Origin of the sequence: Actinoplanes sp. NPDC051343 (assembly GCF_044455125.1) — a bacterium.
Classification (GTDB): Bacteria; Actinomycetota; Actinomycetes; order Mycobacteriales; family Micromonosporaceae; genus Actinoplanes.
The window spans coordinates 311,926-327,485 of the sequence record NZ_JBITEL010000011.1; the positions used below are offsets into that span (position 1 = coordinate 311,926).

At 71.4% G+C, this 15,560-nt stretch carries 13 protein-coding genes and 2 pseudogenes; 7 read left to right on the forward strand and 8 right to left on the reverse strand.

Going from position 1 to position 15,560, the window contains the following annotated elements; genetic code table 11:
* Window positions 1-4: 4 nt before the first annotated feature.
* Complete coding sequence (locus tag ACIA5C_RS33605) at window positions 5-382, reverse strand: STAS domain-containing protein (RefSeq protein WP_396062210.1); 378 nt, start codon at window positions 380-382, stop codon at window positions 5-7.
* Window positions 379-681 (reverse strand): STAS domain-containing protein, encoded by a 303-nt coding sequence (locus tag ACIA5C_RS33610; protein WP_396062212.1) that lies wholly within the window; start codon window positions 679-681, stop codon window positions 379-381. The genes ACIA5C_RS33605 and ACIA5C_RS33610 overlap by 4 nt, the downstream gene beginning before the upstream one ends.
* A 153-nt stretch (window positions 682-834) precedes the next feature.
* On the opposite strand from ACIA5C_RS33610, the gene ACIA5C_RS33615 reads away from it, so the two are divergent.
* From ACIA5C_RS33615 to ACIA5C_RS33625, 3 genes are read left to right on the forward strand one after another with little or no spacing between them, the layout of a single operon-like run.
* Complete coding sequence (locus ACIA5C_RS33615) at window positions 835-1,512, forward strand: response regulator transcription factor (protein ID WP_396062214.1); 678 nt, start codon at window positions 835-837, stop codon at window positions 1,510-1,512.
* A complete protein-coding gene (locus ACIA5C_RS33620) occupies window positions 1,509-2,861 on the forward strand; it encodes an ATP-binding protein (RefSeq protein WP_396062216.1) in 1,353 nt (450 codons plus the stop codon). Before ACIA5C_RS33615 ends, ACIA5C_RS33620 begins: the two co-directional genes overlap by 4 nt.
* On the forward strand, window positions 2,858-3,430 hold the full coding sequence (locus tag ACIA5C_RS33625; protein ID WP_396062218.1) for a GerMN domain-containing protein: 573 nt from the start codon (window positions 2,858-2,860) through the stop codon (window positions 3,428-3,430). Before ACIA5C_RS33620 ends, ACIA5C_RS33625 begins: the two co-directional genes overlap by 4 nt.
* A gap of 285 nt (window positions 3,431-3,715) precedes the next feature.
* Here the strand turns inward: ACIA5C_RS33625 and ACIA5C_RS33630 are convergent, their stop codons facing one another.
* From ACIA5C_RS33630 to ACIA5C_RS33655, 6 genes and pseudogenes are all read right to left on the reverse strand, one after another.
* Window positions 3,716-4,036, reverse strand: coding sequence for a carbohydrate-binding protein (locus ACIA5C_RS33630; RefSeq protein WP_396062292.1), 321 nt, complete (start codon window positions 4,034-4,036; stop codon window positions 3,716-3,718).
* Window positions 4,031-5,947 (reverse strand): annotated as a pseudogene (locus ACIA5C_RS33635) (ExeM/NucH family extracellular endonuclease); the annotation flags it as partial. The pseudogene ACIA5C_RS33635 and the gene ACIA5C_RS33630, both read right to left, overlap by 6 nt.
* Window positions 5,927-6,802: pseudogene (locus ACIA5C_RS33640) on the reverse strand (putative Ig domain-containing protein); the annotation flags it as partial. The pseudogenes ACIA5C_RS33635 and ACIA5C_RS33640, both read right to left, overlap by 21 nt.
* A 145-nt stretch (window positions 6,803-6,947) precedes the next feature.
* The gene (locus ACIA5C_RS33645) at window positions 6,948-7,493 is read right to left on the reverse strand and encodes a DUF5565 family protein (protein ID WP_396062220.1); all 546 of its coding nucleotides are present in this window, start codon (window positions 7,491-7,493) and stop codon (window positions 6,948-6,950) included.
* Window positions 7,494-7,548: 55 nt separating this feature from the next.
* Entirely contained in the window at window positions 7,549-10,191 is a 2,643-nt protein-coding gene (locus ACIA5C_RS33650) for a glycoside hydrolase family 48 protein (protein WP_396062222.1), read from the reverse strand.
* Between the two features lie 597 nt (window positions 10,192-10,788).
* The gene (locus ACIA5C_RS33655; RefSeq protein WP_396062224.1) at window positions 10,789-10,920 is read right to left on the reverse strand and encodes a hypothetical protein; all 132 of its coding nucleotides are present in this window, start codon (window positions 10,918-10,920) and stop codon (window positions 10,789-10,791) included.
* A gap of 736 nt (window positions 10,921-11,656) precedes the next feature.
* Here ACIA5C_RS33655 and ACIA5C_RS33660 point away from each other — a divergent pair.
* From ACIA5C_RS33660 to ACIA5C_RS33675, 4 genes are all read left to right on the forward strand, one after another.
* Window positions 11,657-13,201: a beta-N-acetylhexosaminidase gene (locus ACIA5C_RS33660; protein WP_396062226.1), complete on the forward strand. Its 1,545-nt coding sequence runs from the start codon at window positions 11,657-11,659 to the stop codon at window positions 13,199-13,201.
* 338 nt (window positions 13,202-13,539) lie between these two features.
* The gene (locus ACIA5C_RS33665; protein ID WP_396062228.1) at window positions 13,540-14,715 is read left to right on the forward strand and encodes an ATP-binding protein; all 1,176 of its coding nucleotides are present in this window, start codon (window positions 13,540-13,542) and stop codon (window positions 14,713-14,715) included.
* An 8-nt stretch (window positions 14,716-14,723) separates the two neighbouring features.
* Window positions 14,724-15,170: a roadblock/LC7 domain-containing protein gene (locus ACIA5C_RS33670; RefSeq protein ID WP_396062230.1), complete on the forward strand. Its 447-nt coding sequence runs from the start codon at window positions 14,724-14,726 to the stop codon at window positions 15,168-15,170.
* Between the two features lie 14 nt (window positions 15,171-15,184).
* Window positions 15,185-15,550: a DUF742 domain-containing protein gene (locus tag ACIA5C_RS33675; RefSeq protein ID WP_396062232.1), complete on the forward strand. Its 366-nt coding sequence runs from the start codon at window positions 15,185-15,187 to the stop codon at window positions 15,548-15,550.
* Window positions 15,551-15,560: the final 10 nt, after the last annotated feature.

Here is a 15,560-nt window from a genome sequence, read left to right on the forward strand (position 1 = left end):
GCGCTCAGCGGGAATTGAGCACTGAGGCGCCGGCTGCTGAGGCTGACGTCTCGGCTCGTACCCAGCGCAGCGCCGTCATGCACTCGTCGAAGATCGGGAAGACGCCGTCCACGTGCATCGTGTGCAGGACGGTCAGGACGAAGCGGGACGGTGCGACCAGGCAGAGCACTCCGCCGCGGTGTTTTGCTCGGCCGTGGGCGCGGATCAGTACGCCCAGACCGGCCGGGTCGACTCGGGGCGAGCCGGCCAAGTCGACTACCACGCCGGGGTGCCGGTCGACCGCCCAGCACAGCGCGTCGCGGAGGTCGGGGGCCGTGGTGGCGTCGAGGTTGCCGTGCACTCGGATCAGGGCGCTGTCGCCGGTCGTGGTCAGCTCGATCATGCCGGGACTCCGGCGTCGACCTCGAAGACCTGGTCGAGGCGGGCCAGGCGCAGCGTGCGCCGCACCTTGTCGCGTGGGAAGCGCAGGGTCAGGCTGCCGCCGGCGGCGACCATGCCGCGGTGCGCCCGGAGCAGCACCGCTATCGCCGCGGCGTCCACCAGTGGGCAGGCGCGCAGGTCGATGATGAGGGAGGCCGGGTGCAGGGCGACCGCTTCGGCGATCAGCCGGGCCCAGCGCTCCACCGCGGGACCTTCCAGACCCTCGGTGACGATCACGACAGCTTCGGGGATCTCCGGCATCAGACCTCCTCCCGGACGGCACGGTCATTGCGCACCAAACTCTGGCCGGGAGATGTGGCAGAGCATCCGCGGCAATATGACAGTTCCGTGACACTCCGGTCACCCGCCCGCGGGGGCTCGCCGGTCGGGTGCCGGGCCGGGGAGGATGGGGCGATGTCCGCCGTGTTGGTGATCGAGGACGACGACCGGATCCGGCTCTCGCTGGTGCTGGCGCTCGAGGAGGAGGGGTACGCCGCGGCCGGCGCCCCGACCGCCGAGGAGGGCCTGGCCGCGCAGCGTGCCGAGCCCGCCGACACCGTCCTGGTCGATCTCATGCTGCCCGGCATCGACGGTTTCGAGTGCATTCGACAGTTGCGCCGCACCGACGACGTGCCGATCGTGGTGATCAGCGCGCGGGACGACACCCACGACATCGTGGCCGCGCTCGAGGCGGGCGCCGACGATTACCTGGTCAAGCCGGTCGCGGTCAAGGAGCTGACGGCCCGGCTGCGGGCGCTGCGGCGGCGCGGGCGCACCGCCGCGCCGGACGCGGTGCCGGTGCTGCGGTTCGGTGAGCTCGAGGTTTCCCCCGAGGCGGGCGAGGTGCGGCTGGCCGGTCAGCGGGTGCCGGTGACGCGCACCGAGTTCCAGCTGCTCTGCGAGCTCGCCGACCACCCCGGCCGGGTGCTGTCGCGGCAGCAGCTGCTGCGGCGCGTGTGGGGCTACGACGGCGGCGACGAGCGCCTCGTCGACGTGCACGTGGGCCGCCTTCGCCAGAAGATCGAGGCCGATTCGAGCGCGCCCCGGCATCTGGTGACCGTCCGCGGCCTGGGCTACAAGTTGGCGCGATGAGCCGCGCCGGCCTGCGGGTCCGGGTGATCGCCGGCTTCGCCGCCGGCGCGCTTGCGCTTTCCGCGACGATGGCTTTCGTCTCGTACGAGATCACCCGCCGCTCGCTGCTCGACGAGCGGGAGAGCACGAACGTCCGGGCGGCCTACTACGACGCCGCGGTCGTACGCTCCGGCATCACCGCCAGCAACAATCCCGACGTCGCCTCCGTGCTGCGTTCGCTCGACACCGGCGACACCCGGCGCGCCCTGGTGCACCGCAACGGCCAGTGGTACGCGCGCAGCGCCGACTCCGGCATCAGCGGCTCGGTGCCGGCGGTTCTGCAGCAACGCGCCGCCGACGGCTCCCCGGCGGTCCAGCGCATCCGCGCCGACGGCACGCCGACCCTGGTCGTGGCGTTGCCGATCGCGCCCGACACCGTCTTCTACGAGGTCGACTCGCTGGCCGAGCTCGACCACACCCTGCGCGTGCTGACGATCGTGCTGACCGCGGTCGCGCTGGGCACGGCGCTCGGCGGGGCCGCGCTCGGCTGGTACGCCAGCCGCTACGTGCTGCGGCCGCTGGTGCGGGTCGCCGAGGCCGCCCAGGAGATCGCGGACGGGGTCTCGGACGCCCGTCTCGACCCGGCTCAGGAACCCGATCTGGCCCGGCTGACCACGTCGTTCAACCACATGGTCGACGAGTTGTCGGCCCGGCTCGAGCGGGACCGCCGGTTCGCCGCCGACGTGAGCCACGAGCTGCGGTCGCCGCTGCAGACGTTGTCGGCGGCGGCGAGCGTCCTCGACCGGCGGCGGGGGCTGCTCGACGAGCGCAGCGCGACCGCGGCCGGGCTGGTCACGTCGGAGGTTGCCCGGTTCCAGCAGCTGGTCGACGACCTGCTGATGCTTTCGCGGGGCGACAAGCCGGCCGAGCGCACCCCGGTCGACGTGGCCGAACTGGCCCGTTCGGTGTGCCGGCAGCACGGCCTCGGTGACGGTCTCGTGACGGCCGAGGGCGGCACGGAGTGGTGCGTCGACCGGCGGCGCTTCGAGCAGATGCTGGGCAATCTGCTGGACAACGCCGGGGCGTACGGCGGGGGCGCGACAGCCGTCCGGCTGGCGCTCACCGGCGAGGCCGGCTTCCTGGAGATCGACGATGAGGGGCCGGGGGTGAGCCCGGCCGACAAGGCGGTGATTTTCGACCGGTTCGTGCGCGGGCGCACCGCCGGCACGCGCGGCGACAGCGTCGGTACGGGGCTGGGGCTCGCCCTGGTCGCCCAGCATGCCGGGGCTCACGGCGGCACGGCAAGCGTGCTCGACCGCCCGGGTGGCGGGGCCCGCTTCCGCATAGACCTCCCAGGATGCCTCCCATGAAAAAACCGGCGGGAACGCCACCGCGGGGAAGGCTGGCCCTGCTGGCGGTCCTCCTGCTGGCCGGCTGCGGCGTCCCGGCCGACGATCAGCCCCGCGACCTCGGTCGCTCGCAGGTCGCGTACGGGTCGGACGCGCCCGCCCCGGACCGTTTCGGGCCCGCGGTGGAGCGGCTCTACCTGGTCGGCGACGGCGGGCTCGTGCGGGTCGTCCGCCGTACGCCCGCACCCCGCTCCCCCGCTCAGATGGTCCAGGATCTGGTCGCCGGGCCGACCCGGGCCGAGCAGCAGGACGGCCTGACCAGCGCGCTCGCCCAGATGCGGGTGGGTTCCACGTCGGTCAGTCAGCGCCGGGCCGCGGTGGAGATCGGCGCCCCGCCGGTGCCGGGCGCCCGCAGCGATGAGGCCCTCGCCTACGCCCAGATCGTCTGCACGCTGACCAGCCAGGGCGCCGAGGTGGGCACGGTTTCGTTCACCCGCGACGGCCAGACGCTGGCGGTGCCCCGCGGCGACGGTTCGCTGTCGACCGGCCCGCTGACCATCGCCGACTACGCCGAGCTCATACGGTCCTGAGCTGGCTTTGTCACGCAACCGTCATACAACTGCGGGGCACGTGCCATAACCCTGTTCGAAGATCTTCGCCGGGACTGCCCCCTCCCCAGGGTGTCCGCGCGGTGGTCGCCCGGTTGCACCGGGGCGGCCCCGCGCGGGCAACCGGGTCGGGCGGCGCGACCCACCGCGCCGTCCGACCGGCGCCCCGCACGGCCGGTCGCGGCCGCCACCGCCGACCGGCCCCCGGACCGAACGAACGGACCGACGGGACGGGCCGCCCCCGATGATCGGGGGCGGCCCGGCCGGTCAGGAAAGCTTCCAGGGCCCGTACGCCGAGTCGACCGGCTTCTGGTTGCGGGTCCACCACTGGGCGACGTACTTCTTGCCCTGGTAGATCGCCACGTCACCGGCCGTGAAGATGCGCGAGGCGGTCCACAGCGCGGTGCCGTCGGGTGCCGTCGCCATCTCCATCCACGGGCCGTTCACGTCGCCCGGCTTCTGGTTCTGCGTCCACCACAGCGCCTGCCAGCTCTTGCCCTGGTAGGTCACCGTGTTCCCGGCGTTGTAGACCGTCGTCGCCTTCCAGGCCGGCGCGACCGGGGTGGACGGCAGGTTGAGCCCGACCACGACCGGGTCGTGGTCGGAGGCCGCGAACGGGTCGCTGCCGTTGAACAGCAGGGTGGCGTTGTAGTCGTAGCGGCTGTACGCGTAGGCCACCGCTTCCTGTGCGTTGATCTGCCACACGTCGGCGCCGGTCACCAGGGCCAGCGCGGCCGGGTTGGCCAGCACGTGGTCGAGCGAGCCTTCGAGACCGTCGAACGAGTAGGTCTGCTCGGCCGGGTCGAACCTGCTGCCGAGGTCGGTGTAGCCGGCCGCGTACAGGGTTTCGATCGGGTCCTCGTGGGTGTACGCGTTGAAGTCGCCGACCATGAAGATGCGGCCGGTGCCGATGGCCGCGGCCCGCGAAGCGGCGAACGCGCTCGCGTCCTCGGCCTGGTGCACCCGGGTCTCGTTGAAGGCGCCCTGGTCGGCGGCGGGCGACGAGGTGTCCTCGGCGTCGCCGGGGTAGAGCGGCGCGCCGTCGGAGCCCTTCGACTTCCAGTGGTTGGCGACGACCAGGAACGCGTCCGAGTCGGCGGCGCCCACCTTCTTGAAGCCCTGGGCCAGCGGTTCCCGGGCGATCGAGAACGGCTGCCCGGCGCCCGAGTCGCCGGTGAGCACCGTGGACGGGCCGACCAGCGAGACGTCGGCCGGCTTGTAGATGAACGCGGTTCGGATCACGTCCTGCTGGTCGAGCGGCGGCAGCTGGTCGGCGGCCGGGGAGGGCACGTACGCCCAGATGTTGGCGCCGGCGGCCACGTTGAGCTCGCCGACCAGGCCGGACAGTGCGGTGTCGCGCGGCTCGCCGAACTTGGCCGAGTTCTCGATCTCCTCGAGGGAGACCACGCTCGCGCCGAGCCGGTTGATGCCGGTGACGATCTTGCTCTGCTGGCGGGCGAAGCTGACGTCGTCGGCCGCGCCGCGCGGGCCCGCGCTGCCGTCGGTGCCGGTGCAGGTCTTGACCGTGATGTGGTGGCCGGCCCGGTCGTCGTAGTAGGTGCAGGTGCCCAGCCCGGCCGCGGTGTAGGCGGCGCCGGTCATCGGGAAGTAGTTTTCCACGTTGAAGGTGGCCAGGCGGCTGCCGCCGATGTCGGCCGGCTGCGCGTTGCCGGTGCGCAGGTCGCTGAACGTCGCCACCGCGGCGCCGTCGTCGGTGACCTGCGCGGTCGGCTGGAAGTTCCACAGCGAGTTGCGGTAGTCGAGGATGACCGGCTGGTGGAAGCTCACCTTGGCGCCGATGGTCACCGGGTTGGTCGTGGTCAGCCAGGGCAGCGGCCGGCCGGAGTTGGCGGCCGAGCTGAAGTTGGTGCTCGAGCCGTCGTCCAGCGTGATCGTGCGGGCCGCGTTGTCGGCCACCGTGGCCTGCGCCTCGGCGCTGTTGGCCCGGCCCGCGTCGGTCGGCTGCCGCAGCGGTTTGTCACCGGCGGCGAGCGTGAACGAGCCGTAGAAGTTGGCGTCGTAGTTGTCGCTGACGGTGAAGTCGCCCGAAGGCGCCAGCAGCTCGCCCTCGTGTGACTCCTTCCCGGCCGCCGTGTCCAGGTCGGACCAGGGCAGCGCGCCGGCCCTGACCGGCGGCAACGCGTCGCCGAGCTCGGTGACGGCCGGGCTGCCGATCTCGGTCTCGCCCTGGAACTCGGACACCTTGCCGGTCACCCGGACGCTCTCGCCGACGCTCACCTGTCCGGCCGGGACCGACCCGAAGACGAAGATCGCGTCGGAGGCTCCCGGGGTGGCGTCGGTGGTGCCGCCCGCTCCCCCGGTCTCGAGGAAGAACCCGCTGAAGCCGCCGGTCGGGTAGGCCGCGGTGACGACGCCCTCGGTGGTCACGGTCTGGCCGGACAGCGGCGACGTGTCGGTGTTCGTGCCCTGGATCGCGGCGATCGGGGTGACGCTCGTGGTCGAGGCCACCTCGATGCCGAAGCTCGCGCTGCCGCTCACCCCGTTCGCGTCGGTCGCGGTGACGGTCACGGTGGCGGAGCCGGCCGCGCTCGGCGTGCCGGCGAGAACCCCACCCGGGGACAGGGTCAGGCCGGCCGGGAGACCGGTCGCGCTCCAGGCGTACGGCGTGGAGCCGCCCGTGGCGGCGAGGGTGACCGGGCTGATGGCCGTGCCCGCCGTGAAGTGCTGGGTTCCGGGGCCGGTCACCGAAACGGTTGCCGCACCTCCGTCGGAGGCGGCGTTCTGCGGCGTGGGCGTCGCGGTCGTGAAGTCGGCCTGGTTGTTGTCGGTGTCGGCGCCGGTGGCCGAGCGCTGGTAGCTCAGCACGAGCGTGTTGCCGGTCGCCGCGCTGCCCTCGGGGGCGTTGCTGGTGCCCCAGCCGACACGGTCGACGACCGAGGCGTCGGTCGGCAGCACGCCGGAGGTGCTCGCGGCAACGTAGAGGGTGCCGCCGCCCGCGCCCGGGTTGACGCTGCCGCCGGTGCTGAGGTCGGCGGCCGGCAGGGGCGCGCCCGGGTTGGTGGTGGCCCCGTTGCCGGGCAGTTGGATCAGGAAGTGTCCGTGCGCCGCGACCGAGCCGGCCAGCGCGAACACCTGCGATCCACTCGGGACGACGGTGCTGGTGGGTGCCCGGTATTGCAGGGTGTCGCCGGACAGGTCGACGGCGGCGCCGGCCGGGTTGTAGAGCTCGACGAACTTGTTCTGAAAACTCGCGCCGGACGAGCCGCCGTTGGCGTAGGCCTCGCTGATGACCAGGCCGTTTCCGGTCGTGTCGGCGAACGCCGGAGTGCCGGACAGCGGGTAGGCCGCCAGCATTGGCGTCAGCAACAAGGCCCCTATGGTGAGTCGCCTCATGAGCGCCCCTCTTCTATGCGTGAACACGGCTCCGGCGATCGCGGGCCGGCCTTGCGGACGCTAAGCGCCGAGGGGCGGATCCACGGAGGACGAAACCTGAACGGTGCATGTCAGGCTAGAGCACCTTCGGCCGGCCCGGTGGGGCTCAGCCGTTCGCGAAGTCGCGGTGCTTGAGCTTGGCCCGGCGGCCGTCCGGGTGATGCCAGACGATCCCCTCGAACTGGGGGTGGGCCAGCAGCCAGGCCCGCAGGCCGGCGAAGTCGCGCGGGGCGTCGAGCACGTCGGCGTCGGCGTGCCGCACCAGCCGGTGGGCAGGCACGTTCTCCGGGTTGCCGTTGATGCGGGGCCCGACCAGCTCGTACGTGCCGGGTTGCCGGACGCGGCCGTCGGCGACCGCCTCGACATGGCACGACGCGTACGAGGAATTGGCGATCGGCTCCCAGCCGACCGTCTTGCCGGTGACCTCGTCGGTTTGAACCGGGCGGTAGCCCGGCGGCCGCCGGCGGCCGGGCCGGACCTCGCGCCGCGCCCACCACACGCCGTCGGAGTCGAGGAGGACGCAGGTGCCGTCGTATTTGCGGGTCGGCGTGCCCTCGCCGTCGAGCACCCACCGGCAGTCCGGGTGCACCTCGTCGAGGGTGCGCCGGCGGTCGGCCGGGTCGCGCCGGAACACCGTGGGGATCTTGTTCACGCGTTCATCAAAGCAGGGCGGGCAAGGGCTTTTCAGCCCTTGCCCGCCCGGTGGTTCAGCTTCCGGTTGCGGTCAACGTGGGTGCCGCGTTGCTGCCGGAGTACGTGCCCTGGAAGCCGAACGAAGCAGAGGCCCCGGGGGCGATCGCACCGTTCCAGCCCACGTTGGTCGCCGTGACCGCGGCGCCGGACTGGGTGACCGTGCCGTTCCAGGAGTTGGTGACCTTCTGGCTGCCGGCGTAGGTCCAGGTGACCTTCCACCCCTTGATGGCCGCGGTGCCGGTGTTGTTGACCGTGACGGTGGCGGTGAAGCCGTTACCCCAGTCGTTGTCGACGTGGTAGGTCGCGGTCACCGTGCCGCCGCCGGTGCCTCCGCCGCCGGCCGGCGTGGTCACGCTGACCGCCGAGGAGGCCGCCGAGATGTTGTTCGCGGCGTCCCGGGCCTTGACGGTGTACGAGTACGCCGTCGACGCGGTCAGCCCCGAGTCGGTGTACGACGTCGTGGTCGAGGTGCCGACCTGGGTGCCGCCCCGGAAGATCAGGTAGCCCGCGACGGCGACGTTGTCGGTCGAGGCGGTCCAGGTCACGGCGACTGTGGTGGCGTCCGACGCGGTGGCCTTGAGGGCGGTCGGGGCGCTCGGGGCCGTGGTGTCGCCGGGCGGGTTGGTCGTGCCGCCCCCGCCGAACAGCTCCGAGTAGACGGCGAACGCCATCGCGATGTCGGCCTGGGCCCAGAACCGGTGGTAGGTGAAGGACGGCGCGGCGCCGCCGTTCAGGTACGCCTGGACCTTCGCGAAGTCCGGGTCGCTCTTGTAGAACGAGCGGATCGACAGGAACGTCGAGCTCGAGTTGATCGTGTCGCCGTTCGGCATCTTCCCGGTCCAGCCGGACGGGACGTAGACCTTGTCGTTGAACCGGCTGTAGTCGGCGCGGGTCTCGGCGATCGCGATGCCCTTGGTGTCGGCGTGCGCCGACAGGGCGTCGAGCAGGTTCTTGCCGAGGGTCTGCGCGGCCGTGTTGCTGGTCGCGGCGGCGTAGTAGAGCAGCGCCTTCACCAGGCCGCCGGCCACGCCGACGTCGGTGCCCGACTCGGTGACGGTGACGTGCAGGCCGGAGTTGCTGCCGGGGCTGGCGGCGTTCCAGGTGTCGGGCTGGCCCGTCCAGGAGAGCGTGGACGGGATCGAGAACGTGCCGCCGGTGCCTACCGTCGTGTTCGCCGAGACCCAGCTGACCCACTTGTCGAGGATCGGCTTGATCTTGGCGTCCTTGGTCAGGTAGTAGTACTCGGCCCAGCGTTCCATGCCCCACACCTGCATGCCGAACCAGTTGTTGGACGGCGGGTCGTGGTAGACCGGCTCCCAGTCGTAGAACATCCCGTAGAAGGTCGGGGTGCCCGCGGGCGGGGTGCCGTACTGACCGTCCACGCTGTTGGTGGCGCCGCCGGCGATGCCGCCGTCCGGCGACTGCAGCCACTGGAGAAACTCGATCTGCCGGGTCAGGCTGGTCGCCCAGTCCGATTTGGCGGTCGAGCCCTTGGGGGCCAGAGCCGTCTCGGCCGACAGGGCGTACGCGGCGACCGGGTTCTGATAGCCGTGGTGAGCCGTGCCGTCGCCGATCCGCCACGCCCAGCCGCCGCCCGGCTCCGCGCCGCCCCAGGCGTAGTACCAGCCGAGCAGGTAGTGCTGGGAGTTGCGGCCGGAGCCGGCCGAGCAGGCGGACGCGCCGACGCAGTTGCCGATCTTCTTGAAGTACTTGTCGAACATGGCGTAGCGCAGGAAGTCACCCATCTTGGCGGCCTTGGCCACCGAGGCCGAGATCGAGCCCGCGTTGCCCTGTGCGCCGGCCCAGCGGTAGGCCCAGTAGGCGGCCTGGATGGCGCGCGCGTCGGCGTCCGGAGCGTTGGTGTACTTCCACTGCTTGGAGTAGGCGCTGTCCTTGACGAACAGGTCCAGGTAGCCGTTGGTGCCGCCGTACTTCATCAGGTCGGTGCTCGGCTGCGGGACGGTCTCGAAGACCGACTCCTGTGAACCCCGCTGGTAGCTGTTGATGAAGCACGGGCCGGAGGCGGTCGGGCCCTGCTCGTCACCGGTGCCGGCCTTGTTGCCGTAGCCGTAGACGTTGTCGACGTCCATAAGCCAGTGCATCGCGTAGATGTCGGAGGTGCCGTAGGCCGACTTGAGCTCGCCGGCGATCGGGTCGGCACCGACCGAGACCGAGGTGTCGATCGCGCTCGGGTACTTCGTCACGTCCGGCCATTCCGGGATGTACGACGCGGGCTTGCTGGCGTCGTACGACGCGTTGGTCGGCTGGTCGATGGTCTGCGGGATGATCGACTTCTCGGCGACCGCCCAGGCGTTGTTGAACGGCGCCCAGTCCCCGGTGACCCGGCCGTAGGTCGCCTCGAGCCACATCCAGTAGCTGAACGCCTCGGAGGTGGTCTCGTGGCCGTGGTCCGGCGCCTCGACCATCAGCGTCTCGACTGAGTGGTAGGGCACTCCGGACGGGCTGAAGTAGCCGCCGGCCTTGATCTTGTTGTACTGGTCCAGGAACTTCTGCGCGTACTCGTCGGTGGCCGCCGCGACTGCGGCGCGAGTCGCGGGTCCGCCCACGGCCGCGTCGGCGATGCTCGGGCTGGCGGCCAGTCCGACCACCGTGCCGCCGACCGCTGACACGAACCCTCTCCGGGACAACGGAGCCATCAAATCCTCCTAGATGGGATCTCTGGGCGATGCCACCGACCCCGGCACGGCCATGCTTGGGAGCGGCAGCCGTGGCGTCCCCTGACGTCCGAAACGTCGATGTAACATCGATGCGAATCATTGCATGGGAGCGCTCCCAGAGACAAGGGTGCCGGACCCCAGCGCGAACTTAGAATGTTTCCGGTGCACAGCCCGCCGATGGCGTAGGCCCGCGGGGTCTCCAGCACCCGGCCGGCCAGACGACTGTCGTGCAGTGGGGCGATCCCGCCATGGTGGCCGCGAGGATGCGGCCCACGCGGTGGTAGTCGCAGGTCGCAGCCGGATCGGAGAGGGCGGCACGGGATGAACGCTGTCGGCCTTCGCCTGAAGACCAGCGGCCCAGCGGCCTCGTCCGATGTCGGACGATCACCGGGTCACGAGAATCCCTGACTACGCTGCACCCCGCGCGCCCGTTACACGGGGTAGTCCGGAATTTGGCATGATCGGATGCTTAGCGCCGATGATGAATGCTCGGGATAATAGGGCATGCGGCAATTACAGTTGTTCTCCCGAGCGGAAGCCGCCGCTATGCGCGACCGCACCAAACGCCGCAACCATTCACCGCAGGGTGACGCATTCCGCCGCGACCATGAGCGGCGGCGCGCGTTCGGTTTGGAACAGCGCCACGCCGTGCGTGCCCGCCGCCTGCGCGACGGCGAACTGGTGTCGCAGAACGGCTTCCTCGTGCACCGCCGGCCCGGCCCGCCGGCACCCGACCAGCCGCCCTCGGCAGTGACCACCAGCGGGCCACTGACACCCGTTGATTCATCCGCGATGACGGGCGCGAGCGAGTTGGCCGCAGTGGCGATCTCAGCCGCGGCCGGCGCCGACGGGCCGGCAGCCGACAAGGTCTCGTCAGGAGCCGACGCAGGTCCGACGACCGCCAGGACCCAATCTGCGACCAGGGCAGACGGTCCGTTGGCCGACTCCGTCCCGCCCGCGACCGAGGCGCGCGCGACCACGCCGACGACCGAAGGTAGCGGGGCCCCACCCACGGCCGAAGGCCACGAGGCCGGCCGTCGGGCAGGATGTTCGCCCGCTCGCCGCAGGGCCGGACCTGAACCGCCGGGGCGACCCCGCCGCGTCCCGGGCCCGGCGGGCGAAGCTTCTCCGGGCTCGCGAACCGTCCCGCCTCCGGACGGAGCGCCGGCCGACCTCCCGAGCGGCGTCATGCACCATCGCTTGAGGCCACGCAGTCACGCGCCACCCTGCCGCAAACAACGGTCCGGTAAACGCTGAACCGCACCACTCGAAATGGCTTGGAGAATCGGTTCCGGATGCTTGACGGCAGCGCGCGAGAAATGGCACTGGCAATGAGCTGGTCGGCTACTTAGCGTGACCCGTGAAGCGGCGCGGATCGCGGGCCGCCGAGCTGGATCAGGCAAGTCACTTCACATATAGAAGGGTCTGTATGTAGCGTCGGGGCATGGGTCACCGTCTTGCCGTACTCCTCGCAGCCGTCAGCCTGCCGCTGGCCGCCTCCGCGGCCCCGGCCCAGGCGGCGCCTTCCACGGTGCCGCTCGGCAACGTCATCCCCGCGCCGGTCGAAGTGCACCCCGGCGGGGCTCCCTTCCGGCTCACCCCGCGCACCGTCATCGAGGCGCCGCCCGCCGCGCGCACCGTCGCCGACCGGCTCGGGGAGGCTCTCAAACCCGCCACCGGGTTCCGGCTGCCGACTGTCGGTCGCGCTTCTTCCCGTACGCCGGTGATTGCGCTGTCGCTGGGTCCGGGCGTGAAAGGCTATCGCCTGACCTCGACCCGCGACCGGATCACGATTCGCGCGGCGACCGCCGAGGGGCTGTTCGACGGCGTGCAGACGCTGCGTCAGCTGCTCCCGGCCGCGATCGACGCGCGTACCCCTCAGAAGGTCGACTGGGCGGTCGCCGGTGGGACGATCGCCGACTACCCGAAGTACGCCTACCGCGGCGCCATGCTCGACGAGGCCCGGCACTTCCACACGCCGGACGAGGTCAAGCAGTACATCGACGAGATCGCCCGGTTCAAGGTGAACTACCTGCATCTGCACCTGGCCGACGACCAGGGCTGGCGCATCCAGATCGACTCCTGGCCCAAGCTCACGCAGGTCAGCGGCGGCGCGGGCACCGGCGTCGACGGGGTCGGCGGCGGCTTCCTGACCAAGGCCGACTACCGCGATCTGGTGCGCTATGCCGCCGCGCGCTACGTCACGATCGTTCCCGAGATCGACATGCCGGGGCATGTCAACGCCGCCCAGGTGGCGTACCCCGAACTCACCTGCGACGGCGTCGCCCCGCCGCCGCGCACCGACACCGAGGTCGGCTACAGCTCGCTCTGCACCTCCAAGGAGGTGACCTACAGGTTCGCCGAGGACGTCATCCGCGAGGTCGCCGCGCTCACCGGAGGGCCGTACATCCACATCGGCGGCGACGAGGCGCACGCCACCGCCCCGGCCGACTACCTGGCGTTCGAGCAGCGGGTGCTTCCGCTGGTCGCCAAGTACGGCAAGATCGCGTACGGCTGGCACCAGATCGCGCAGGCGCCCGCCGCGTCCAAGGCGGTCGCCCAGTTCTGGGGCACCGACGACACCGACGCCGACCTGGTCGCGGCGGTGAAGACGGGCACCAGGGTCGTCATGTCGCCGGCCAACCAGGCCTACCTCGACATGAAGTACACCGAGGACACCCCGCTCGGGCAGGACTGGGCGGCGCTGATCGAGGTGCACGACGCGTACGGCTGGGACCCGGCCACCCGGGTGGCGGGCGTGCCCGCCTCGGCGGTGATCGGGGTGGAGGCGCCGCTCTGGTCGGAAACCCTGCGCAGTCTCGCCGACATCGAGTACATGGCGTTCCCACGCCTGCCCGCCATCGCCGAACTGGGCTGGTCGGCCACCTACAGCTGGGACTCGTTCCGGGCGCGGCTGGGCTCGTACGGCCCGCGCTGGGACCGCCAGGGCGTCAACTTCTACCGCTCGCCCCAGATCGACTGGTCATAGTTCACCCGTTCCGCCCGGGCCGGTTCCGCTGATCGACAGCGGGGCCGGCCCGATGCGCAAGTCACCTATCGGGGTGAATCCGCTGCCGGATCGTGGATGTCGCACAAACCGGGCCGGATTCATGTCGGTCTCCTGCCCAGAATGGCCGGAGTGGTCGTCCGGCGTGGACACGCCAGGCGCGACGGACGGCCGGGTGAAGCGCGTTTCCGCAGGTGAAGCCCCGATGGCCACGGGACAATCGGGCGTGTAGGGTACAACCCGCATAGATGCTGATACCTCGCGCTTCCCGGCACTAAACGGATACCAGGAGTACTGGCGCCTCAAGGGGGATCGATAGGGTGAATTGGATACGCGGATGGCGTCGTCGTGACGAGCCGAGCCCGCCGCGAGAGCCGGACCGGCCCGCCGAGGCCGAAAGCGCGCCGCCGGTCGCCCCGCCCCCGTTCCCCCTGCCGGACCCGTGGCGGCCGATCGCCAGCGAGTTCGCGCTGCGGCTGCTGACGCTGACCTGGGAGGCGGTGCACTACATCGGGCAGGCCGAGGAGTCCGAGCCCGACCCGGAGCGCAAGAACCTGTTGTTCCGCATCGACCACGCGGTCACCCGCACCCGCCGGCTCGCCGAGAACCTGCGGGTGCTCACCGGCGAGGCGGTCGAGGACCCCGACCAGCAGACCACCACCCTGCAGGACGTGGTGCGCGCCGCGGGTGCGCCGGCCGAGCATTACGAGCGGCTGCACTTCGGGCCGATCGTCGACCTGGCGGTGGCCGCGGTCGCGGCCGACGACGTCATCCGGATCCTCACCGAACTGGTCGACAACGCCGACCGGTACTCGCCGCCCAACGAGCCGGTCAACGTCTCGGCCCACCTGACCGGCGAGGGCGACGTGCTGGTGCGGGTCGAGGACAGCGGCATCGGGCTCAACCCGGCCCAGGTGCCGTGGTTCGACCACGTGCTCTCCGGTGAGGGCCGGGCCGACGGCGGCGAGCTGCAGCCGGCCCATGTCGGGCTTCCGGTGGTCGCGGTGCTCACGCGGCGGCACCGGAGTCTCCGCGTACGGCTGAGCCCGCGCCGCCCCCGCGGCACCGTGGCGATGTTGCTGATCGGAGCCGACCTGGTCTGCGAGGTCCCGCACGGGGCCCGGCCGTCGCTGCCCGCCCAGCAGTTGCCGCCGCGGCACGCGCAGAACTCGGCCGCCGCCCGCATGGCGCCGCCCTCGCCCCGGCCCCGCCCCATGATCCCAACGCAACAGCCGGCGGTGGGGGCCGAGCCCACGATGATGCTGCCGGCCCAAGCCATGCCTGCCCAGGCCATGCCAAGTCAGACCATGCCGGCCCAGACCCTCCGGCCGGCCGCTCCCCCGATGCCCCGGCGGGTGCCGGCCAGCGTGCGCGGCTCGGAGCCGCCGCGACCCGAGCCGGTGATCCCGGCCGTCCCGCACACCACCGCGTGGCCGGACGACGCCGCCGCGTTCAACTCCGGCGTGGACGCCGCCCGCGCGCATTTCTCGAATTGAGGACCGTCATGACTGAATACGGCAAGCTCGACGTCTCCTGGTTGATCGACCAGCTCACCAGCGAGGTCCCGACCATCACGTACGTCGTCCTGGTCTCGGCCGACGGCCTGCACCTGGCGTCGGCCGGCAACCTCGACCGCGACCGGGCCGAGAGCGCCGCCGCCCTGGCGTCCGGGTTCCTCAGCATCACCGGCCAGTTCGGGCACGTGTTCCGGCTCGGCGCGGCGCCGGAGAACCTGAGCGTGCGCTATCCGGGCGGTCACCTGGCGTTCCTGCGGATCGACGACCAGGCGGGCGAATTCGTGGCCGCGCTGATCGTGGCGGCCACCCCGCAGACCCAGCTGGCCGGCCTCGGCTACGCGATGACCCGGTTCAGCCAGGCGGTCGGGCACGCGCTCACCCCGGAGATCCGGCACGGTCTCCACCAACGCACCCTGCCCCAGCCGGCGCACTGATCGGAGCATGCACCATGGCAACGTGGAACGGGCCGCATTGGAAGGTGCGCCCGTACATGACCGGCCGGGCGCGTAACAGCAGCCGCCGGCACCAACTCCTGATCCACACGCTGATCTCGACCGGCAACCGCTTCGACCCGCTGCTGGCCGCGAGCCTGGCCCCGGCCACCCGGCGGCTCTACGAGCGGGCCCAGGACATGTGCTCGATCGCCGAGCTGTCGGCGTTCAGCGGCCTGTCCCTGGGCGTCACCCGGGTGCTCATCGGTGACCTGCTCAAACTCGGCCAGGTAGTGATCCACGACGATCGCCGCATGTCGGCCCCCCAACAGGACGTCCAACTTCTGGAGAGACTTCGTGCCGGGCTTCTCAAGCTCACCTGACGTGCCGTAT